The 21,683-nt window shown below is 36.9% G+C and carries 17 protein-coding genes; 10 read left to right on the top strand and 7 right to left on the bottom strand.

Going from position 1 to position 21,683, the window contains the following annotated elements:
• The first annotated feature begins 10 nt into the window (after positions 1–10).
• From BLQ00_RS06315 to BLQ00_RS06305, 3 genes are all read left to right on the top strand, one after another.
• The gene (locus tag BLQ00_RS06315; RefSeq protein WP_093142077.1) at positions 11–2,431 is read left to right on the top strand and encodes a T9SS type B sorting domain-containing protein; all 2,421 of its coding nucleotides are present in this window, start codon (positions 11–13) and stop codon (positions 2,429–2,431) included.
• Between the two features lie 25 nt (positions 2,432–2,456).
• Positions 2,457–3,575 (top strand): serine hydrolase domain-containing protein, encoded by a 1,119-nt coding sequence (locus BLQ00_RS06310; protein ID WP_217629423.1) that lies wholly within the window; start codon positions 2,457–2,459, stop codon positions 3,573–3,575.
• Between the two features lie 95 nt (positions 3,576–3,670).
• The gene (locus BLQ00_RS06305; protein WP_093142072.1) at positions 3,671–4,564 is read left to right on the top strand and encodes a hypothetical protein; all 894 of its coding nucleotides are present in this window, start codon (positions 3,671–3,673) and stop codon (positions 4,562–4,564) included.
• A gap of 59 nt (positions 4,565–4,623) precedes the next feature.
• Here the strand turns inward: BLQ00_RS06305 and BLQ00_RS06300 are convergent, their stop codons facing one another.
• On the bottom strand, positions 4,624–5,265 hold the full coding sequence (locus BLQ00_RS06300; RefSeq protein ID WP_093142069.1) for a protein-L-isoaspartate(D-aspartate) O-methyltransferase: 642 nt from the start codon (positions 5,263–5,265) through the stop codon (positions 4,624–4,626).
• Positions 5,266–5,418: 153 nt separating this feature from the next.
• Here BLQ00_RS06300 and BLQ00_RS06295 point away from each other — a divergent pair, with 153 nt between their 5' ends.
• The 7 genes from BLQ00_RS06295 to miaA are packed head-to-tail and all read left to right on the top strand — an operon-like array spanning position 5,419 to position 12,509.
• Positions 5,419–6,387 (top strand): Gfo/Idh/MocA family oxidoreductase, encoded by a 969-nt coding sequence (locus tag BLQ00_RS06295; protein ID WP_093142067.1) that lies wholly within the window; start codon positions 5,419–5,421, stop codon positions 6,385–6,387.
• 38 nt (positions 6,388–6,425) lie between these two features.
• Entirely contained in the window at positions 6,426–7,313 is an 888-nt protein-coding gene (locus tag BLQ00_RS06290; protein WP_093142064.1) for a 3-hydroxybutyryl-CoA dehydrogenase, read from the top strand.
• Positions 7,314–7,333: 20 nt separating this feature from the next.
• Positions 7,334–8,572 carry a DUF1015 domain-containing protein gene (locus tag BLQ00_RS06285; RefSeq protein WP_093142061.1) on the top strand — a complete coding sequence of 413 codons (1,239 nt, stop codon included), beginning with the start codon at positions 7,334–7,336 and terminating at the stop codon, positions 8,570–8,572.
• Between the two features lie 19 nt (positions 8,573–8,591).
• Positions 8,592–9,251 carry a YggS family pyridoxal phosphate-dependent enzyme gene (locus BLQ00_RS06280; RefSeq protein WP_093142059.1) on the top strand — a complete coding sequence of 220 codons (660 nt, stop codon included), beginning with the start codon at positions 8,592–8,594 and terminating at the stop codon, positions 9,249–9,251.
• Between the two features lie 36 nt (positions 9,252–9,287).
• On the top strand, positions 9,288–10,667 hold the full coding sequence (locus BLQ00_RS06275) for an exonuclease domain-containing protein (RefSeq protein WP_093142056.1): 1,380 nt from the start codon (positions 9,288–9,290) through the stop codon (positions 10,665–10,667).
• A gap of 40 nt (positions 10,668–10,707) precedes the next feature.
• Positions 10,708–11,589, top strand: a complete 882-nt coding sequence (locus tag BLQ00_RS06270; protein ID WP_229792617.1) for an ion transporter — start codon at positions 10,708–10,710, stop codon at positions 11,587–11,589.
• Entirely contained in the window at positions 11,589–12,509 is a 921-nt protein-coding gene (gene miaA / locus BLQ00_RS06265; RefSeq protein ID WP_093142054.1) for a tRNA (adenosine(37)-N6)-dimethylallyltransferase MiaA, read from the top strand. Before BLQ00_RS06270 ends, miaA begins: the two co-directional genes overlap by 1 nt.
• 36 nt (positions 12,510–12,545) lie before the next feature.
• On the opposite strand, the gene BLQ00_RS06260 is transcribed toward miaA, so the two are convergent.
• The 6 genes from BLQ00_RS06260 to BLQ00_RS06235 all read right to left on the bottom strand — a co-directional run bounded on the left by BLQ00_RS06260 (position 12,546) and on the right by BLQ00_RS06235 (position 21,450).
• Positions 12,546–13,262, bottom strand: coding sequence for a response regulator transcription factor (locus BLQ00_RS06260; RefSeq protein ID WP_093142051.1), 717 nt, complete (start codon positions 13,260–13,262; stop codon positions 12,546–12,548).
• A 3-nt stretch (positions 13,263–13,265) separates the two neighbouring features.
• Positions 13,266–14,828 carry a sensor histidine kinase gene (locus BLQ00_RS06255; RefSeq protein WP_093142049.1) on the bottom strand — a complete coding sequence of 521 codons (1,563 nt, stop codon included), beginning with the start codon at positions 14,826–14,828 and terminating at the stop codon, positions 13,266–13,268.
• Positions 14,829–14,915: 87 nt separating this feature from the next.
• On the bottom strand, positions 14,916–15,491 hold the full coding sequence (coaE, locus tag BLQ00_RS06250; RefSeq protein ID WP_093142046.1) for a dephospho-CoA kinase: 576 nt from the start codon (positions 15,489–15,491) through the stop codon (positions 14,916–14,918).
• Complete coding sequence (locus BLQ00_RS06245) at positions 15,488–16,435, bottom strand: YbbR-like domain-containing protein (protein WP_093142044.1); 948 nt, start codon at positions 16,433–16,435, stop codon at positions 15,488–15,490. The genes coaE and BLQ00_RS06245 overlap by 4 nt, the downstream gene beginning before the upstream one ends.
• Before the next feature lie 23 nt (positions 16,436–16,458).
• A complete protein-coding gene (locus tag BLQ00_RS06240) occupies positions 16,459–17,460 on the bottom strand; it encodes a glycosyltransferase family 2 protein (RefSeq protein ID WP_093142041.1) in 1,002 nt (333 codons plus the stop codon).
• 72 nt (positions 17,461–17,532) lie between these two features.
• Positions 17,533–21,450, bottom strand: coding sequence for a GEVED domain-containing protein (locus BLQ00_RS06235; protein ID WP_139149365.1), 3,918 nt, complete (start codon positions 21,448–21,450; stop codon positions 17,533–17,535).
• Between the last annotated feature and the right edge of the window lie 233 nt (positions 21,451–21,683).

The raw sequence follows: 21,683 nt of genomic DNA, 5'->3' as shown, positions 1-21,683 counted from the left end.
ATCACTAGCGATGAATTTCATAAAAAAAATCTTCTTCTTTATTTTTCTAGTGTTTCCTATGCTACTACTAGCGCAGGAGATTGAGTTATTTCAGCAATTTAATGGCCGATACGACTACCTTGCCTTCGGAAACACTTTAAATGTAGAAGAGAATACAGGAGGAACACAAGGATGTGTGATTCTAACAGAGAGTAGCGCCGATTTTTCATTAGAACCTGGACAGACAATTGTAGCTGCCTATCTGTATTGGGCAGGTGTTGGTCCTGGCGATTTTGACGTATTATTTAACGGTACTGCCATTACTCCCGAACGCACTTTCTTAATAGACAATGGTGTTCGAATGTATTTTTCGGCCTATGCTGACGTTACGCCTATTATTACTGCTACTGGAAATGCAACCTATACGCTTTCAGAATTAGATCTTACCGAGGTAATTCCCAATTACTGTGTGGGAACTACCAATTTTGCGGGTTGGGCTGTCAATGTGATTTATGAAGATGCCTCGTTAACTTTAAATCAGGTAAATCTATTTGATGGTTTTGAATATGTTTCAGCAACCAATGAAGACCTTACCATTACCCTTGAAAATTTAAATGTTCTTGACAACCTTGGCGCAAAGATTGGATTCCTTGCCTGGGAAGGAGATTCTAATATTGCGATAAACGAAACCCTTAAAATTAATGGTGCAACTCTTAGCAATCCACCGTTAAATCCTGAAAACAACGCTTTTAATGGAACCAACAGTTTTACAAACTCGACCGAGTTGTACAATATGGACATGGATGTTTACAACATTGAAAACAATATCAATCCTGGAGATGAAACCGCAACCATAAGCCTCACTTCTGGACAAGATTTTGTAATTATTAACAATATTATAACCGTATTAAACACCGAATTACCCGACGCAACCATCGTTTTAGATTCTATTGTAGGTGGAACCACTTGTGGCGATAAAGATTTTGAACTGGAATATACCGTGTACAACATTGACTCCACAGACGAGCTTCCCGCCAACACGCCTATCGCTTTTTACGCAAACAATTCGCTTATCGGGCAAGCAGAAACCACAACCATTTTACCTATTGGCGGTTCAGAAAGCGGAAGCATTAGTGTCGTGATTCCAGATGCAATTCCTGCCGATTTTACATTGCGTGCTATGGTAGATGATGATGGCTTCGGAAACGGAGTCGTTCGCGAGTCTAATGAAGATAACAATGAAGCTTCCGAAGAAATTCACTTGCTTGTCTTTCCTGATATTTCTAGACTTCGTAATTTAGAGGTTTGTGATGTTTTTGGAACGGAAACCTTCAACCTAACGGAAGCGACCGCACTAATAAATCCACAAAATAATATTGTTTTTTATACTACGGAAACCGACGCACAAAATGAAGATAATCCTATAACAACAACGGAAGCATACGAAAATACCTCAAATCCCGAAACCATTTGGGTTCGTGTCGCCAATCCAGATTGTTTCGTCATCGGCAGCTTTACTATTGAAGTAATTGTATGTCCGTTACCAGATGCGACCATAGAAATAGAAGACAACCTCTTTGCCTGTAGACAGCGAGATTTAATTATAGATTATACAGTTTTCAATACTGAAGGAACAGCGCCTTTACCCGCAGCTACTCCTATTGCATTTTATATTTCAGGACTACTCATTGGACAATCGGAAACCGAATTTGTACTACCAATTGGAGGTAGCGAACCTGGATCTGTCACAGTAATGTTACCAGACTCCGTTCCCAATACATTTACCATTGTAGGAAGTGTTGACGACCTCGGAACAGGAACTGGAATTGTTTTTGAACTGAACGACACCAATAATACGTTCGAGATAACGGTTGAGTTTGGCTCCATTCCTCCAATTACAATGCTTCCCGATTTGTTACTATGCGATATTGGAAACAATACTGCGATTTTCGACTTAACCGTACAAGACGATTTAATTTCAGAAGCGACCGATGATCAAATTCATTACTATAACTCTTTAGACGATGCCATTGCGAACACCAATCCTATCGTAAATACGGAAAACTTTCAGAATACAAGCGATCCACAAACCATCTATGTGCGTTTAGAAAATGAAATTTGTTTTACCTCGGCTTCATTTCAGCTAACCACTCAAAATTGCAAGCCTGAGATTCCGCAGGGAATATCACCTAACAATGACGGGATAAATGATGTATTTGAAATTACGGGATTGATAGATGTTTACAATGATTTTGAACTTCATATTTACAGCCGTGAAGGCAATTTAATTTACAAAGGAGACAACGAAGAAGGCTTTTGGGATGGCATTCCGAATACAGGTTTATTGTACAAAGAAACAGTTGTTCCCACAGGAACGTATTATTATGTATTATTTTTAAATGACGCACAATATCCAAACCCTTTTACAGGTTTTGTATATGTAAATTATTAATTCAAAGAGAGATTAAACTTTTTGAATGAATAGAAGTCAAATAAAAATGATGCGCTACCTACCTCTTTTATGTCTGCTTATTTTATGTAATTGCAAAGGAGACGATACCATTCCGGAAGTACAAATTGTGGACGAAGAAATGTACTTTCCGCCAACTAACTCCAACGTTTGGGACACCAAAACGATCGAGAGTTTGCAATGGAACACGACCGCTGCAGAAGACTTATACACCTATTTATCAGACAATGGCACGAGAGCGTTTATCGTACTAGAAGACGGTAAAATTGTAATCGAAAAATACTGGGGAACTACTATTCAAGGAAATTCTTTATTTAATGAAACCTCAAATTGGTATTGGGCCTCCGCCGGAAAAACACTGACGGCATGTTTGGTCGGGATTGCTCAACAAGAGGGATTGCTAGATATTAACAACAAAACCTCAACATACTTGGGTGCGAATTGGACAAGTTTACCTTCTGAAAAAGAAGATTTAATTACTCTAAAGCACCAACTAACTATGACTACGGGGTTAGATTACACAGTCTCTTCTCCAGATTGTACAGACCCTGAATGTCTTCAATATTTAGCAGATGCAGGCACACAATGGTACTACCACAATGCACCATATACCCTTTTAGAATCGGTAGTTAGCAATGCTGCGGGTGTTAGCTATAATGACTTCACAGATCAAAACATAGAGTTGCAAACAGGAATGGATGGAACCTGGCTTCCATTAGGCGACAATAATGTGTATTGGAGTACCGCTCGAGATGCGGCTCGCTTCGGATTGTTACTTCTCAACAAAGGAACTTGGAATACCACGCCTGTGCTGTCTGATGCTTCCTATTTTAATGCAATGACCAACAGCTCACAAACTTTAAATCCATCGTATGGATATTTGTGCTGGCTGAACGGAAAGTCTTCTATTGTTTTCCCTAGTGATACTAGCAATTATCCTATTTCCCTTGCGCCTAATGCTCCATCAGATTTGTATGCAGCTATGGGTAAAAACGGACAGTTTATTGATGTTGTTCCGAGTAAAAACCTTGTTGTAATTAGAATGGGGGAAGCGCCCGACGGTGATTTAGTCCCTGTCAATTTTCATAACACGATGTGGGAAAAAATTACAAATATGATCGAATAGATTATTTCGTTTTGTTTTTCTTCGGAAGTGTATAATACATACTAAAATCTGAAAAGGTGCGTTTTTGAAAAACTAACCATTTTATTTTTCTACGCATGAAAAGTGTTCTTATTCTGCTTATTGCCTTTTTTCCGTTTACAAATTATCAACCAAAAAAAGAAGTCAAAACCTACGATCTCGCTACTGCTATTGAACAGAAACTAGTTGAATACAATGTGACTGGTAATTCTGAAAGTCCGCACTATTACGAACCGATTCGTATTACCCTTAAAAATAAAAGCAACGCTGCGCTTCAGATACGAATTCCAAACGGTCAAAAATTTGAATCTGTATCGCCAGACATTCAAGATGTAATTACGACACAAGAAGAATTGATTGCGCTTTCCGAAGAAAAAACGATTACAAAACCCTTGTTAGGAATGTGCATTCAGCAACACAACTCAGCACCAAGTTCTAAAGAAGCCTACAAATTAGGAGGCCTAGCCACAGGGCATTTAGCGAAGCTTACTCAAGAAATTCAAACCAAAGAAGCCTTTACAATTAATGCTCAATATGCAATTTGGTCGTTAGACGATCCTGACAACCTCTATGCGATAGATGGTTTTGACCAAGAAGAAGCCTTGCATTTTCAATCGTTTACAGCCAATTTATTAGGTGTTTCCTTAGAACAAGATCCATTTAATGAGTATGACGCTATCGATAACAATGAGGAAGATTCTAATTATGACAATCGATATCTTGTAAAAAGGAAAGTTGGCGGTAAGTTCAAGTATAAATTTTCAAAAACATCGGCAGTTACCATTGGAATGTTTAACGATCAGGACATTGTGGTGAAAGAATTATACAACAACCCTGAGACAAAACCTGGTGAACATTTTTTATCGTATGAGTTTGATACAAATGCCTACACAGACGATGTGTACTACATTCGATTAATTATTAATGGACAAATAAAGATTAATTACGAAATGAAATCGAAGCGATCTTAGCTCAAATCTATCTTAGTTTTGAAAAAAAGCTGCTTTCCTAAAATTGGTTGAAAGCGTTTCTAATTTTTATCTTCCAATAACGGAACAAAACGAAACTCGCCAAATTCTTCTTTGTCGAACCCAACTTTAGAAGTCCGTGTAAAAACAGTCATAATTTGCACTGAATCGCCTACAGGAATCACAAGTTTCCCACCAATTTTAAGCTGTGCCAACAAAGGCTTGGGAACATACGGTGCGCCTGCTGTTACGATAATCCCGTCAAATGGCGCTTCTGATTCGAGTCCGATATAGCCATCACCAAAAATGAGGCGTTTGGGTCGGTAGCCTAATTTTGGTAAAAACAATTTTGTTTTTTTGAACAGTTCATTTTGGCGCTCAATAGAATACACCAACGCACCTATTTCAAGTAATACAGCCGTTTGATAGCCACTACCCGTCCCTATTTCAAGGATTTTAGACCCTCTTTTCACATTCAACAATTCCGTTTGGCGTGCAACAGTATAAGGTTGTGAAATAGTTTGATCGGCTGCGATAGGAAATGCCTTATCTACATAGGCGTGGTCTATAAAGCCAGAATCCATAAATAAATGTCTCGGAATTTTATTAATTGCGTTTAAAACATCAGTGTTGGTAATTCCTTTTTTCTGAAGGACTTCCACTAATCTTTTTCGCATTCCTTGATGGGTAAAAGTGTCTTTCACGGCTTGGGGGTTTGAAGGTGCAAAATAAGAAATTGCAACTATCGAAACAACTTAAAAATGCGTTTATCCCATCTTCTATTTGGTTTAAAACTTGAATCCTGAAACCTTGAACTTTCTTTTAAATCTCCTTACATTTGTAGAAAACCCACACTGATGTTAAAAGCTGGAGTCTTAGGTGCAGGACACTTAGGTAAAATTCATTTAAAATTGCTGCAACAGTCCGACCAATATGAATTAGTCGGCTTTTACGATTCTAACGCAGCAGCTTCCGAAGCCATAGAAAAAGAATTTGGATATAAAAGTTTTCCTTCAATGGAAGCGCTTATAGATGCTTGTGATATGGTAGATGTTGTTACCCCAACAATTTATCATTTTGAATGCGCTAAAAAAGTACTCGAAGCGGGGAAACATTTGTTTATTGAAAAACCTATTACGCACACCGTAGAAGAAGCAAATATCATTCGAGATTTAGCCAAGAAAAATGGAGTTCGCGGACAAGTAGGACAAGTAGAACGTTTTAACCCTGCATTTATGGCGGTTAGTCATAAAATAAAGAATCCGATGTTTATTGAAGCGCATCGTTTGGCAGAGTTCAATCCTAGAGGAACCGATGTTTCTGTGGTACTTGACCTTATGATTCATGATATTGATGCGATTTTAAGTGTGGTGCATTCTGAAGTAAAAAACATTCATGCAGGTGGTGTTGCCGTTATTAGTGAAACGCCCGATATCGCTAATGCGCGTATCGAGTTTGAAAACGGTTGTGTTGCCAATTTAACAGCGAGTAGAATTTCTATGAAAAGCATGCGTAAAGCACGGTTTTTTCAGAAAGACGCGTACATCTCTGTCGATTTCTTAGACAAGAAATGTGAAGTGGTTAAAATGAAAGACGCCCCTGAAAATCCAGACGATTTCGCTATGATACTTACCAATGCGGAAGGCGTTAAAAAGCAGATTTATTTTGACAACCCAGATGTAAATAGCAACAATGCAATTTTAGACGAATTAGAGTCTTTTGCAAATGCCATACATACAGACACAACACCTGTAGTAAGCTTAAAACAAGGAGCTGAAGCTTTGCGTGTTGCCATGAAAATAATTGAAAATTTTAAAACGGTTTAAAAAACGTACCGTTCAAAATCTCTATAAAATACATACCAATGAAAAACGTAGCTGTTATTGGAGCAGGAACCATGGGAAATGGAATTGCCCATACATTTGCTCAAAGCAATTATAAAGTGAACCTTATTGATATCTCGCAAGCTTCTCTAGACAGAGGGATGGCAACAATATCAAAAAATTTAGACCGAATGGTGGCCAAAGAAAAAATTTCGGAAGCCGACAAACAAAATACTTTAAACAATATCACCACCTACACCAATTTAGAAGAAGGAGTTGCATCGGTAGGTTTGGTGGTAGAAGCTGCTACCGAAAACTTAGATTTAAAACTTAAAATCTTTAAAGATTTAGACACTTTTTGTGCAGCCGACACCATTTTAGCAAGTAATACTTCTTCCATTTCTATTACAAAAATTGCTTCCGTTACCTCACGCCCAGAATTGGTAATCGGAATGCATTTTATGAATCCAGTGCCGATTATGAAACTGGTTGAAATTATTAAAGGATATAGTACAAGCCAAGAAACCTACACGATAGTTAAAGAACTTTCAGAAAAACTCCACAAAGTTCCTGTGGAAGTGAACGATTACCCTGGTTTTGTTGCCAATCGTATTTTAATGCCAATGATTAACGAAGCCATCGAAACACTTTACAATGGTGTGGCTGGTGTGAAAGAAATTGACACAGTAATGATGTTAGGAATGGCCCACCCTATGGGACCATTAGCGTTGGCTGATTTTATAGGATTGGACGTTTGTTTGTCTATTCTGAATGTGATGTACGACGGATTTAAAAACCCGAAATATGCACCTTGTCCGTTATTAGTGAATATGGTAATGGCTGGAAAGTTAGGCGCAAAAAGTGGCGAAGGTTTCTACGATTACAGTGAAAACAGAAAAGCTGAAGCTGTAGCAAAAATGTTTCAGTAAAAGAATCCAAATACGAAAAATTGGCAAAAATAATTCCTTTTAAAGCAGTACGCCCTACACGAGACAAAGTGAGTTTGCTTGCAGCGCGGTCGTACGATAGTTATACGCCAGAACAAGTTGAATCGAGACTTCGGGACAACCCGTTCTCTTTTTTACACATTGTAAATCCTGGCTATAAATACAAAAAGGAAATTAGCGGTGAAGAAAGATACAGTTTGGTTCGCAACCGGTATCAGGAGTTTAAAGAGGATGAAATTTTTACTCAAGACGAAAAACCAAGTTTTTATATCTATAAAATTGTAAATAGAGACGGCTTGGAGTTTAATGGAATTGTTGCTGCAGCAAGCGCTCAAGACTATGAAAACGACGTCATAAAAAAACACGAAGACACCCTAGAGTATAAAGAAGTCATTTTCGAAAATTACTTAAAAACAGTAGGATTCAATGCCGAGCCCGTGCTCCTCACCTACCCCGACAATGATGAATTAGCAACCATTATTGAAACGGTGATGCACGATCGTGCCGAGTACGAGTTTACCACAACCTATCGCGACACACATTATTTGTGGAAGGTTGATGATGAAACTACAATTAACACTATTCAGAGTATTTACGAAGGCATGGAAACGCTCTATATTGCCGACGGACATCACAGATCTGCTTCTTCGTGCTTGTTAGCAAAGCATTTAAAAGCTGAAAATGAAAATCATACAGGAAAGGAAGCGTATAATTATTTTATGTCTTATTTAATTCCAGAAAGTGATTTAAAAATTTACGAATTCAATCGATTGGTAAAAGGACTGAACGGGTTAAGCAAAGAGGAATTTTTAATTCAGTTAGATACTGTATTCCGTATAGAAAACAGAAATCAAGAATACTACAAACCGTTGCGAAAACATCATTTTAGCATGTACTTAGACGGTGAGTTTTATTCGTTATCACTTCGGAAAAACAGCTACACCATTTCAAATGCGTTGGATGGATTGGATGCGCAGATTTTATACAAAACCATCTTGAAGCCTATTTTAGGAATTGAAGATTTACGAAACGATACACGCATTGAATATTCGCATGGTAAAAATGATTTGGCGTACGTACAAACGATGGTGGATAAAGGTGACTTCACTGTCGGTTTCGGTTTGTTAGCCGTTACCACGCAAGAGATGAAACAAATTGCAGATGAAGGCCTGAAAATGCCTCCTAAAAGCACTTATATTGAGCCTAAACTTCGAAGTGGCGTTACGATTTATGAATTTTAAAAAGAAGAGCAAGTAGCGTATGAGTATTTCAGAAAACATACAACAACTAAAGGCAACACTTCCAGAAACAGTAACACTTGTTGCCGTTTCTAAAACCAAACCTATTGAAAACCTTCAAGAAGCCTACGATGCTGGACAACGCATTTTTGGTGAAAATAAGATCCAAGAAATGGAGTCGAAATGGGAAGCACTACCCAAAGACATTCAGTGGCATATGATTGGTCATGTACAAACCAATAAGGTGAAATACATGGCGCCTTTTGTACATTTAATTCATGCGGTTGACAGCCTAAAATTACTGAAAGAAATAAACAAACAAGCGAAAAAAAACGATCGTATTATTCAGTGTTTGCTTCAGGTGAAGATTGCTGAAGAAGATACAAAGTTCGGAATGGAAGCAGCTTCAGTCGCTCCTTTATTAGCTTCAGAAGAGGTGAAAGACTTTCAAAATGTGCAGATTGTTGGGTTAATGGGAATGTCAACGTTTACCGAAGACACTGTTCAAGTTGCAACTGAGTTTCAGAAGTTAAAAAAACAATACGACGCTCTTAAAACGCCTCATAACCTAACCACACTTTCAATGGGAATGAGCGGAGATTACCAACTTGCTATCGAAAATGGCAGCAACATGGTAAGAGTGGGAAGTAAAATCTTTGGGGAACGAAATTATAATGGGTAACTTTATAATTGATACTAATAAACTTAAATACACAATTTGTACGCAATTTTAGATATTGAAACCACAGGTGGTAAATACAATGAAGAAGGTATTACTGAGATTGCTATTTACCGATTTGACGGCCATAAAATTGTAGACCAGTTTTGTAGTTTGGTAAATCCTGAACGTAGCATTCAGCCGTTTGTAGTGAATCTTACAGGGATTAACAATGACATGCTTCGGAATGCTCCGAAATTTTATGAAGTTGCCAAACGCATTATAGAAATTACCGATGGTTGCACTATTGTAGCGCACAATGCTAAGTTTGACAACCGAATTTTAACCACCGAGTTTGACAGATTAGGCTACGATTTTAGTATGAATACACTTTGTACGGTTGAACTTTCAAAAAAATTAATTCCGGATCTTCCTTCTTATAGTTTAGGAAAGTTGGTTCGAACGCTTGGAATTCCGTTAAGCGACAGACATAGAGCGCAAGGAGATGCCAAAGCAACAGTTGCGTTATTCAAATTGTTGCTAACTAAAGACACTTCCAAAGAGATTATTCAATCGCTAACAGGAAAAGATCCGAAACGACAATTAGAACCTAAATTAATCGATATTATTAAAGACGCTCCTACCAGTACGGGTGTGTATTACATGCATCGAAAAGATGGAAAAATCATCTATATTGGAAAAAGCAAGAATATAAAAAAGCGATTAACACAGCATTTTACCAACGATAATCGGAAATCGAAACGCATTCAATTGGATGTGACCTCGGTTACGTATGAAGTAACTGGAAATGATTTAATTGCACAGCTAAAAGAAAGCGAAGAGATAAAACAAAGCAAGCCTATTTACAATCGTGCCTTGCGAAAAACACTTTTTAATTACCAGCTTTCCTCTTTTGTTGATGAAAACGGCTATATCAATCTTTCTATTGAAAAAGCGGACGGACGTAAAAAAGCCATTATTACATTTACCAATTACCAACAAGCAAAATCGTCTCTATTTCGTATTACGGAAGAGTTTCAGCTTTGCCAGAAACTAACAGGACTATACGATACAGAAACGAATTGTTTTTTACACACCATCAAAGAGTGCAAGGGTGCCTGTATTCAGGAGGAAGCTCCCGAAATTTACAATCAACGTGTACAAAAACTCATTGAAAAATACAGTTACCTACACAAGCACATGCTTATTATAGACAAAGGCAGAGAGATTGATGAGCATTCGGTGATTTTAATTGAAAATGGCCAATACAAAGGATACGGTTTTTACAATTTGAACCACCAGATTAATAACGTTGAAATCTTAAAAACGATTATCAATCCGATGCAAAACAATCGAGATGCACAACATATTATTCAAGGGTATCTTCGGAAAAACAAGGTACTTAAAATTGTTAATTTAGACGCAAACACTGTAAATTAAAGAAACTTACCTACATTTATAAAACGTAATCAATTTTAGCTTGACAACCACAAAAAAGCATACTTGGCGTACTAGACTTCATGAAATTATTTATGAAGCAGATACCCCTATGGGGAAACTTTTCGATATCATACTTCTTATTCTTATTCTAGTAAGTATTGTATTGGTGATGTTAGAAAGTGTGAAAGGTATAGACTTAAAATACCATACCTTTTTAAATGTAGGCGAATGGATTATCACCATCTTTTTCACACTAGAGTATATTGCCCGTATCGTTACTGTTAAAAAACCCTCGAGTTATATTTTTAGTTTTTACGGAATTATCGATTTTCTATCGACCATCCCACTCTACTTATCGTTCATTTTAGTAGGAAGTAATGTACTACTTACCGTTCGAGCACTTCGTTTATTGCGTGTGTTCCGAATTTTAAAAGTAACACGTTACATTGGTGAATCTAATAAATTAGCCAAAGCACTAAAAGACAGTCGCGCCAAGATTTTTGTATTCCTTTTTGCGGTGTTAATTATTGCTATTATTTCAGGAACACTTATGTACCTGATTGAAGGAGAAGAAAGTGGTTTTAATAGCATCCCTGTAAGCGTTTATTGGTGTATTGTAACACTTACAACTGTTGGTTTTGGAGATATTGCACCAGTAACCCCAGTCGGACAACTTTTAGCGGCAGTCATTATGATTATGGGGTACGGAATTATCGCCGTTCCTACCGGAATTGTCAGTGCCGAATACACAAAAGCAGGAAAAAGTGACACTCCACAACAAGATGATCCTAATTATGTACATGTAAACACACAAGCGTGTCATAACTGCGGTGTTTCAAAACATAGAGATGATGCCGAATATTGCCACAGATGTGGAACTAATTTGGCAGATTATGAGGGAGATGACGAAACTTCAGGATAATGTCTGCAACAAAAAAAACATTACTTATTTGCATTGTTGGACCTACAGCAATAGGCAAAACTGCTTTATCCATTAAAATTGCAAACGCTTTTGCTACGGAAATACTCTCTGCAGATTCTCGACAGTTTTACAAAGAAATGACCTTAGGAACTGCGGTTCCTTCTTCGGAAGAATTAGCTGCTGCGCCACATCATTTTATTCAGAATAGAAGCATTTTTGAAGCCTATAGTGTGGGCGACTTTGAGCGTGACGCATTACTGAAGCTAGATCAATTGTTTCAAAAACACTCGGTAGTTGTGATGGTTGGCGGATCTGGACTTTACGTAGATGCTGTTGTAAACGGCTTAGATGTATTTCCTGATGTCCCTTCAGAAGTACGTGAAAAGTTAAATGAAGAGCTTCAAGAAAAAGGCATCGAATCCCTTCAGAAAGAATTAAAAGAAAAAGATCCTACCTATTTTCAGAAGGTAGACATACACAATCCACATCGCGTAATACGTGCCTTAGAAATCTGCAGAAGTACTGAAAAACCATATTCATCATTCTTAAAAAAAGGGACCGTAAACAGACCTTTTAATACGCTGTATATTGGACTTTCGGCAGAACGGGAAATGGTGTACCAACGCATTAACCAACGCGTAGAAATCATGGTCGCTGAGGGCTTAGTAGCCGAAGCGGAAGCATTACTCCCACACAAAACTTTAAACGCACTACAAACCGTAGGGTACAGAGAACTGTTTCATTACTTTGAAGGAACACTAACCCAGCAAGAAGCTATTGAAGAAATTAAAAAGAACACGCGAAGATTTGCTAAAAGGCAAGGAACTTGGTTTCGGAACAACAAACAAATTAATTGGTTTGATTACACGACCGATTCTTCAGAAATAATTTCCTTTATAAAAGAAAAAAACGCCCTATAATAGGGCGTTTTATATACACTTAATTAATTTCTTAATTTAGTTATCCACTTCGTCTTTTACCACCAAACGGAAGCCTTCTCCGTGGATATTGATAATTTCTACACCATCATCTTTACTTAGGTATTTACGAAGCTTTGCAATGTAAACATCCATACTACGAGAGGTGAAATAGTTATCGTCTCTCCATATTTTTGTTAACGCCAATTCACGTGGCATTAAATCGTTTTTATGTAACGCTAACATACGCAACAATTCATTTTCTTTAGGTGAAAGTTTCGATGGGCTTTCATCTTTATAGGTAAGAAAACGCAATTTAGAATTCAGATGGAAGTTTCCAACTACGAACTCAAATTGTTTACTATCAGTGATAGAATCGGTTGCTTTACGTTGAATGATTGCTTTAATCTTCATCAACAATACTTCGCTATCGAATGGTTTGTTAAGATAATCGTCTGCTCCAACTTTATATCCTTTCATTACGTCTTCCTTCATTGCTTTTGCAGTAAGGAAAATAATAGGCACATCAGCATTCTTTTCACGAATCTCTTTTGCTAACGTAAATCCATCTTTATACGGCATCATGACGTCTAAAATACAAAGATCAAAATCGTCTTTTTTGAATTTTTCAAAGCCTTCCATTCCATTTTTCGCATGCGTAACGTTGTAATCGTTCATCGCAAGGTAATCTTTTAGTACCGTTCCAAAGTTTGGATCATCTTCTACTAGTAAGATTTTTTTATTTTCTGTTTCCATAATTTAAGATATTAAGTGTAAGTTTATGATAAAGGTACTTCCCTTGTCTTTCTCACTTTCCACAAATATTTGTGCATCGTGATCGTCTAGAATACGTTTTACGTACGCCAAGCCAAGACCGTGTCCCTTTACGTTATGAATGTCTCCTGTATGTTCTCTATAAAATTTTTCAAATATTCTCTTTTGTGCCGCAGCCCCCATTCCCATTCCTTGGTCAGTAATCCTTAAAATAACGCTATTTTTAACGTTTTCAGTATATACATCAATTTTAGGGGGGCCTTCTGTATACTTAATTGCATTGTCTAAAATATTAACCACTACATTGGTTAGATGCAATTCATTCCCTAATACAGACGACTTATTAGCATCCAAATGCGTGTTAATATAACCTCCTCTATCTTCAACAATTAAACTTACGTGTGTAATTGCGTCTTCTATAATATCGTGAAGTTTAATTCGCTCTTTTGGAAGATCAATTTCATTCTTCTCAAGCTTCGAAATTCGCAAAACGTTTTCTACTTGAGCGTGCATTCTTCTATTCTCTTCACGAATCATCCCTAGATACCTCGTTAAAAATTCTTGGTTATCTTTTACTTTAGGATTTTTTAAAGCATCTAGAGCTAAGTTGATTGTAGCAATAGGTGTTTTAAACTCATGCGTCATATTATTTATAAAATCTGTCTTAATCTGAGAGATTTGGCGCTGCTTAAAAATTTGCGATAAAGCACTGGCGTACGCTAATACAATCACCGCTGTAAATGTTAACGACAATAGCGCCATTCCTATTATTGAACTTAGTACTACTTTTTCTTTTTCTGAAAAATTCACATACAATTCGTACGTAGTATTCAAATCTTCATTCACAAATAAAGGAACGCTATAGGTCGATTCTGGTTCTAAATAAAACTTCTTCGATCTTACTTTAGTTGCTAAATTATGACTGTAAACGGCATATTCAAATTTAGATGAAAAACCTCTAGCCTTTAGCTCCCTATTGATAATCTCTTCAATCTCATCGCCAGTAACTCGTTTATGAATCGGCGTTTTAGCAGAAATATTACTAAAAGCTTGCTCAAAACGACTTCTTTCAAAATCACGCAATCTAGAAATAGATTTAATCGTAGTTTCTGTTTTATTGACACCATCGATACCAGCACTAATTTTAGTAGTACTCTTTCTATTGGTCAACTTTTTAAACTGAATACTATCAAATTCAGTATCTAAAAAACTAGATGATAATTTGTAATCTTCTTCTAATATTCCATCCGAATAGATATAGGTCTCTTCGTTTTTCTCACTATCAATTTTATACAACAACTCACTTACTGTAACGTTTTCGGGAGTTCCAATACTATCAATATAGCCATCATAGATATCGTAATAGTAATTTACTTCGCGTAATTGAATTTCCTTCGCAGTCGCTGTAAGTATCTGTTGCACATTCATGGAAAACTGTTCATCGCGTGTACTGTACGAATTTGAGATCCAATATCCTTGAACAAAAATAATCCCTAATAAAGATAGAGTCATTAAGGCAATAAGAAGTGCAAACAATTTTTTGTTCATACTTCAAAAGTAAGATTTTAACATTTAGATGGTTCCCCATTTAACCAAATGTTAACAAAACGAAATAATTACAAAAATTTGTATAAATTATTGAAGAGAAGCGTGAATTTTCTGAACTTGTTTTTTAGTTTCTGAAAGTGTTTTGTTTTCTATAATGATTGTTGCCAGTTTGCTTTTTTCTGCATCTGTCCACTGATTCTTAACACGCTCTAAAACAGCTTCTTCGGAAGTATTATCCCGTTGCATCACCCTATTTATACGGACTTCCAACGGACTCACCACTAAAATAGTTACATCACACTGTTTGTAGCTTCCATTTTCAAACAAAATAGCTACTTCTTTAATACAGTATGGTGCATCTTGCTTTTTTACCCATCTTTTAAAATGAGCCCCAACTTTTGGATGAATAATCGCATTGACCTGCTGAAGCAATTCGGTATCATTAAAAATTTTACTAGCAACAAACTTTCTATTAAGTGCACCATCTACATAAGCTTCTTCTCCTAACAGTGCTATAAGCTTTCTGCGAATCACTTTAGAAGTATTGGTTAGCTTCTTCGCTTCATCATCGGCAATATACACAGGAACTCCTAGTTCTTTAAACATAGCAGCCACGGTAGTTTTTCCGCTTCCAATTCCTCCTGTAAGTCCTACAATTTTCATTTAAATATTAAAAAATCAATTTTTTTAGTTTCATATTCTATGTTGGTCACTCCTTTCGGACTTTTAGTAATCCTCGGAATCATAAAGTTTTCTTCCGTGTTTCGTTCAGAATAATCACATACCAGCTCAAAATCATTTTCAGTAATCACTCTAAAATCTTCAACCGATACATCAAATGAAACTGAAATAACATTAGGAATTAATTTAATAACGGTTTCTTCAGGGACATTTACCACCGTAATGGGCAGTACCATTTCTTTCTGTGAAAATTCGGCAATTTTTAATGAAAGTGAAACCTCTTTAGGCTGCATTACTAATTTAGATTGCTCATTTTCTATTGCTACTGAATACACAACCGATTTATCTATATTTTTTTCTGAAACCATTTTGGTTGTAACAACATGAACGTTCTCTAACTCTTTTGATGGTCCCGAAACAACAATTGAATCTGGAGAAATAACCACACTATCTAAAAGTTTAAATCCGTCTTTATAGCTGAAATCTGTTTTAGCAATTACAGGTACTTTCTTGGACACTATCGCGTCTAATTTAACCGTTAGAGCTTCAACCGAAGGATTTCTAACTGCAATATTAGCATTCAAGTACTTCGAAATTAGTTTAATTAGTTCCGCTTTTGGAATGATAACTTGCGTTTCTTCCGAAGTATAATACTTAGAAATATCTACTTGAACAGTGGGACTCTTTAAATTAAAAAACAAAAATTCAAAACCGTTTGCAGTAAGATCGAAAGAGATTTCTTTTAAATTACTTTCAGAAATAAGAGTCGCTTCAGGAATATTCACGTATTCGATACCTGCCGTTGTGGTTGCTGTATATTGTCGAGAAAATTTAGTTAAAATCCAAAAAACAGTCGCTAGCGCTAAAAAGAAAAGAAAACCTTTCAGCTTCGTATTCTTAAATAATTTTTTAAGTTCTTGAAACATATATTATTTACTGAAAATTAAAATTACTTAAAAAATAACTGCGGAAACTGAATCTCAGGATCTTTATTCAGTATTTTAATATAAAAGGTCGATTTTAGAAAAGCCAAACCGTAGCCAAAAAATTGAATAAAAAGTGCTAGTACTGAAAGTATCCCGATATATAAATTTTTGTTTTTAATTGTTGCATCAAAAAAGATGAGCGCTATATAAAAAAGTAAAGGGGCTACAAACAAGCTATGGTAAAAAACTCCGAGCAGAACTGAAGCTATGGTAAAAACAACAAAACAAGTAGGAAACCAAAAGGTTATTTTTGAAGCTTGTGGATGCCATTTATTGAGGATTGGACGTACCATACCAAACTTTTTTACTTGTGTGTAAAACTTCTTCCAAGAGATTCTACGTTTATGATACACAAACGCGTTCGGTATAAAAGTCGTTTTAAAACCTTCCTTCAATATGCGCTGTGAAAGATCTGGGTCTTCTCCAGGATGAATCTTAGCAAATCCTCTGGTTTTTTGGAATGCTTCTTTAGAGATCCCCATATTAAAGCTACGAGGTTCAAAGTTGGTCACACTCTTTTTATTCCCTCTAATTCCTCCAGTGGTAAGAAAAGAGGTCATTACGTAATTAATCGCTTTTTGTAAGGATGTAAAAGAGGAATGTGCAGCGTCGGCTCCTCCAAAACAAGGATAATAGGTATTCTTCAAAAAGGTATCTACCGTTGTAAGGTACTGTGGCGGTAGCAAACAATCAGAATCTAGGATAATAAAATAATTTCCTTTTGCTCTTTCCATTCCGAAGTTTCTAGATGCTCCGGGACCAGAGTTTTGCTTAAAATAATAAGATATATTTAATCTATCCGAAAATGAAGTAACAATACCTTCAGAACTTTCCGAAGAACCATCTTCTACAATTACAATTTCAAACGGTTCCGTAAATTGGAGTTCACTAAAACTTTCTAAAAGTTCTTTTACCTCCTGAGGGCGGTTATACACAGGAATAATGAAAGAATAGGCTAACTTCATTCCGCAAATATAAATAAAAAAAAAGCCGCCCCAATAGTAATTGGGACGGCTTTAATATTAAAGAGTGTTTACTTAATTCTTAAGAATTTTATAAGTCCCTCTTTGTCCATTAACAGATACTTGTAATAAGTAAGTTCCTGTTGCTAGTTTAGAAATATCTACCTGAGATGTTGTAGCGTTAATAGTTTGATCAACTACTTTTTGACCTAACATATTAAAGATTGCAACACTTTCAATAGTATCTACAGAATCTAAATTAATTGTAGTTTCAGCAGGGTTTGGATAAAAACTAAATCCTTGGATTGTATTATCTAATAAACCTAAACCATCACCATCAATTTCGATATCAGTAATTCCTCCGTGATTTACAACATATACATAATATGCTTGACCTGCTACAGTTGGAATAGTAGCTTCAGTACCTGGAAGACATTGGTTTAAATACCAGTCTACTAATACTAAGTCAGTTTCTGTTGAATTCTCGTTAGGAGCTGTATAGAAAGTTACTGAACTAACTCCTGCTGGAGAAGTAATTTTTGCAGTTGCTTCACCGTCAGCTACAGGAACGAAGTTATACCAAACACCTTTAGCTCCAGCATTATCACAACCAGATGGTGTACCAGCTTCAGTTGTTGCTGCAGGCATTGCTACTGCAGGATCTACGTAAGGGTATCCAGCTTCATCAACATCGATAGAGTTTGCAATCATATCGTTTGGTGGTGGAACCGGAGTACAGTTCATTGTTAACTCAAAGTCTCCTGTACTAGTACCGAATCCATGAACTAAGATATAGAAAGTTGTAGCTCCATCACTTTGGAATGTAACTTCAGATTGAAGACCACAAGAATCATCATTTCCTGCTACACAAGTAAATGGTGGTGCTCCACAATCTCCAGTGTATACTGATAATTTAGTATCATAAGCAGTAGTACCTTCACACATAGTTACTGTAATATCTGTAACCAATCCTGAAGTATCTTCATATTTGTACCACACACCTGGTGCAGTTACTGTAGTATCACATGTAGGCGCTACTGCGCTATCTTCTGTAGCTCCAATAGTTGAACCTACAACAGTTTCACCACACATAATAGTTCTTGCTCCGTCGCAAGTATCATAAGTTGGGTCTGGTGGAAGTGCAGTACAATCTCCAGTAAACTTATAAACTCCATCTTCTACCTGTGGAATCCAAGTTGAATTAGCGATATCAAAAGATAATGATGGGTTTCCAATATATGAAGCTGAAGTTGCTTCCCAAGCTGTTATACCTGCAGCACTATTATTTGCAGTTGTCTCAACCCAATATGTAGTATCAGAACCATTTACACCTGCAAAAACAAACGGCGTAATATCAAGTACTACTTCACTAACATCAAAACCAAAGTTATTACCAACAACTACTTGAGAGGTTGGAACTACTGCCATTTCAGAACCAATTAAAGTTCCAGGAAGCGTACCAACATTGTCATAATAGAAGAAGTTAACATTTGAAATTGTTGCTCCAACATCGTGGAATAAATACAAGGTTACTTGATTCATTTCAAATTGCTCACCATCAGAAACGATTAAATCATTTGCTGTTGTAAATGCACCTCCTTCATTGTTGAAGAATCCATTTTCAAATGCATTACCTGGGTTTGAAGCTTCACAAGTAGCTCCACCACCACCACCGGTAGTCGTACAATCTCCAGAGAAGTTATACACCATATCAGAAGCAACATATCCTGTCCAAGTAGCAGCATTATCAACACTAAAGACTCCTTCATTACCTATAGTTGAAGCTGTTGTACTTTCCCACAATACATCATCTGCATTAGATGCTGTACCATAAATACTTACCCAATAGGTAGTTGTTGCTCCTGCTTGACCTGCTAACATAGTTGCAGGAATATCGAAAGTAACATCTAGTACTTCAAAATCTGTAAAGGCAGTTCCTAGAACTGTTTCAGATGTTGGAGCTACTGCTGGATAAGATGCAATGATGTTTCCTGAATCTGGGAAACCTGCAGCGTCACCGTAAATAACGATATCAGCAGCTGTAATGCTTTCACCCATACCACGAATCCATAAATTAGCATTAACCGTAGTTAAGCTGAAATCTGTATCTGCAGCAATTGTCATATCCGTTGCTATAACTTGAGCTGGCGCAGTTGCTCCAGTACCACTAAATAAAGCATTTTCAAATGCGTTTGAAAGGTTTTCCTCATTACAAGGGATCGTAGATCCACCTCCAGATGTTGAACATTCACCAGCAAAAACATACACAACTTCTTGAGTAGGATCAGGAATTGACCAAGTACCTAATGTTGCGTCAAATTGAACAGCAGGACTTCCTTCTACTGGAGTGTCATTAGTATACTCCCAAAAAACAGTCGCTTGATTTGTGGCAGTTCCCATACTAACTTCAATCCAGTATGTTGTATCAGCACTAGGGTCTCCTGCAAAAGTAAATGGCGTTACTGCCATAGTTATTTCATATTGATCTGCAACTGGGTTTACCCATGGTTGCGCATTTAGAATCGTTGGAACAACTGTTTCACTTCCTAAAACTGCTCCTGGAAATCCACCAGCATCTTCATAATAAACAACGTTCGCTGTCGTTGGAGGGTCAGATGGAGCAAATGTTAAGAAATACGTATCGATAGTATCAATCGTGAAATCTTCACCTGCAAGTATTACAATATCAGAAGCTGTTTTGAAATCAGAATCAACAGATGATCCCATACCTCCAGCTGCTACAGCAGAAAGCGGGTGCTCTTGAGTACAAGCAACAGTACCACCACCACCACCGCCACTAGCAGTAACAGTAATTGTATAATCTTCAGCTTGTCCAAATCCTGTTCCTAAACAAGGGTCTAAATAGTCTGTAGTTCCGAAAATTTTCTTCACTCTCATTCGAGTGTCACCAGCAGTAACTCCTGCAGGGACAACAATGTCTCCCCCCACTTGAATACCATCTACACCGGTAGAATTTATTAATAATTCGGTGATTTCATATACTTCTCCAGCATCGTCAAGAACATCATTTTGATTCCAGTCAATAAAAACAGCGAATCTGTTTGTGAAGTTACCATTCGTATTTCCTTCAAGTAAGATTGGATAAGTCATCCCTTCTTCCATAGCACCAACGATTAGTGTAAAATCTTCATGTGCAGGAGATCCTCCTACAGTAGCGTCACTAACATTACTAATTCCAGCAACATCAACTAAGGTAATTGGCTCTACATTATTAACAAAATCAAGTGGCCCACAATAAGGAGCTGGAAAAACAACTGGTGCTGATAATGCGATAATTTCTGCATCCCATCCACCATAGTCAACTACACCAGAAGCATGAAAGAAAAATGTTAATGCCCCTGAAGTACCTACAATTGAAGCAGAACCATTAGAAGCAATCATATCTCCTAATGTGATATCTCCTTGATTTGCACCCCCTGTAGAGTTATCATACAATACAGCTCCAGAAGTATCAACTCCATCGTAAATTCTTACATAATCAAATGTTGCGAAAACACCAAAATCAAGAAACTCAATTTCAGTTACTCCCGCTAAAGTTGTTACTGTATCACAATCACAGTTTGGATAGTTTCCTGGAGAACCTCCAGTAGAACTTCCTCCTGGCCCTCCCGGATCAAAAAAGTGATCTCCTACAGCCGGTGTAAAAGTTTCAGTTGCGCCAGCAGTTGGAATAAAATCTGCTAATAAATTTGCAGAAGGCATATTGTTTCCTACAGCTCTACTACTTGTTGTAGCAGGGTTGGTAGCTCTCCAAATTGCAGCAGCTTGAAGCTCTTCGTCCATTTGCGCTGTACGCATTAATATATTTTGAGTTGCAGCAGCATTTCGGTTCGCTCCATTAGCGCTAATGTTTTTAGCGTCGGAAGATGAGTTAAATACTTGTCTATCTTCTTGTGCTCCATTAAATGTAGCGTTATACTCTTCCCCAAGAGAAATAAGAGATACTGCCGAAGCATTTGTTTCTGTACTCACGTGAGTTTGTTGTACAGCCCTGTTTGTGCCGTATACGACGGGATTATTATCCCCCATCGTAGATATTTGAGTCTGGCTGAAACCTACAGCACAAAAACAAATAAAAAATACGAATGTAATTTTTTTCATAATTTAATGATATTAGAATAGTTAATAGTATCCTAAAAGTACTTTAAAAAAAGGTTAAATCAAATGTTTTTCGACAATAAACATCTTTTAACGATTAATATTTA

Source organism: Ulvibacter litoralis (assembly GCF_900102055.1).
In the GTDB taxonomy this organism is placed as follows: Bacteria; Bacteroidota; Bacteroidia; order Flavobacteriales; family Flavobacteriaceae; genus Ulvibacter; species Ulvibacter litoralis.
This window is presented reverse-complemented; position numbering and strand designations above follow the sequence as displayed.

Excerpts from the sequence above, each read along its gene's own strand:
- BLQ00_RS06310 (WP_217629423.1), top strand. The coding sequence starts at position 2,457 with ATGAATAGAAGTCAAATAAAAATGATGCGCTACCTACCTCTTTTATGT.
- BLQ00_RS06290 (WP_093142064.1), top strand. The coding sequence starts at position 6,426 with ATGAAAAACGTAGCTGTTATTGGAGCAGGAACCATGGGAAATGGAATT.
- BLQ00_RS06245 (WP_093142044.1), bottom strand. The coding sequence starts at position 16,435 with ATGTTTCAAGAACTTAAAAAATTATTTAAGAATACGAAGCTGAAAGGT.
- BLQ00_RS06280 (WP_093142059.1), top strand. The coding sequence starts at position 8,592 with ATGAGTATTTCAGAAAACATACAACAACTAAAGGCAACACTTCCAGAA.
- BLQ00_RS06260 (WP_093142051.1), bottom strand. The coding sequence starts at position 13,262 with ATGGAAACAGAAAATAAAAAAATCTTACTAGTAGAAGATGATCCAAAC.
- BLQ00_RS06295 (WP_093142067.1), top strand. The coding sequence starts at position 5,419 with ATGTTAAAAGCTGGAGTCTTAGGTGCAGGACACTTAGGTAAAATTCAT.
- coaE (WP_093142046.1), bottom strand. The coding sequence starts at position 15,491 with ATGAAAATTGTAGGACTTACAGGAGGAATTGGAAGCGGAAAAACTACC.
- BLQ00_RS06240 (WP_093142041.1), bottom strand. The coding sequence starts at position 17,460 with ATGAAGTTAGCCTATTCTTTCATTATTCCTGTGTATAACCGCCCTCAG.
- BLQ00_RS06315 (WP_093142077.1), top strand. The coding sequence starts at position 11 with ATGAATTTCATAAAAAAAATCTTCTTCTTTATTTTTCTAGTGTTTCCT.
- BLQ00_RS06305 (WP_093142072.1), top strand. The coding sequence starts at position 3,671 with ATGAAAAGTGTTCTTATTCTGCTTATTGCCTTTTTTCCGTTTACAAAT.
- BLQ00_RS06255 (WP_093142049.1), bottom strand. The coding sequence starts at position 14,828 with ATGAACAAAAAATTGTTTGCACTTCTTATTGCCTTAATGACTCTATCT.
- miaA (WP_093142054.1), top strand. The coding sequence starts at position 11,589 with ATGTCTGCAACAAAAAAAACATTACTTATTTGCATTGTTGGACCTACA.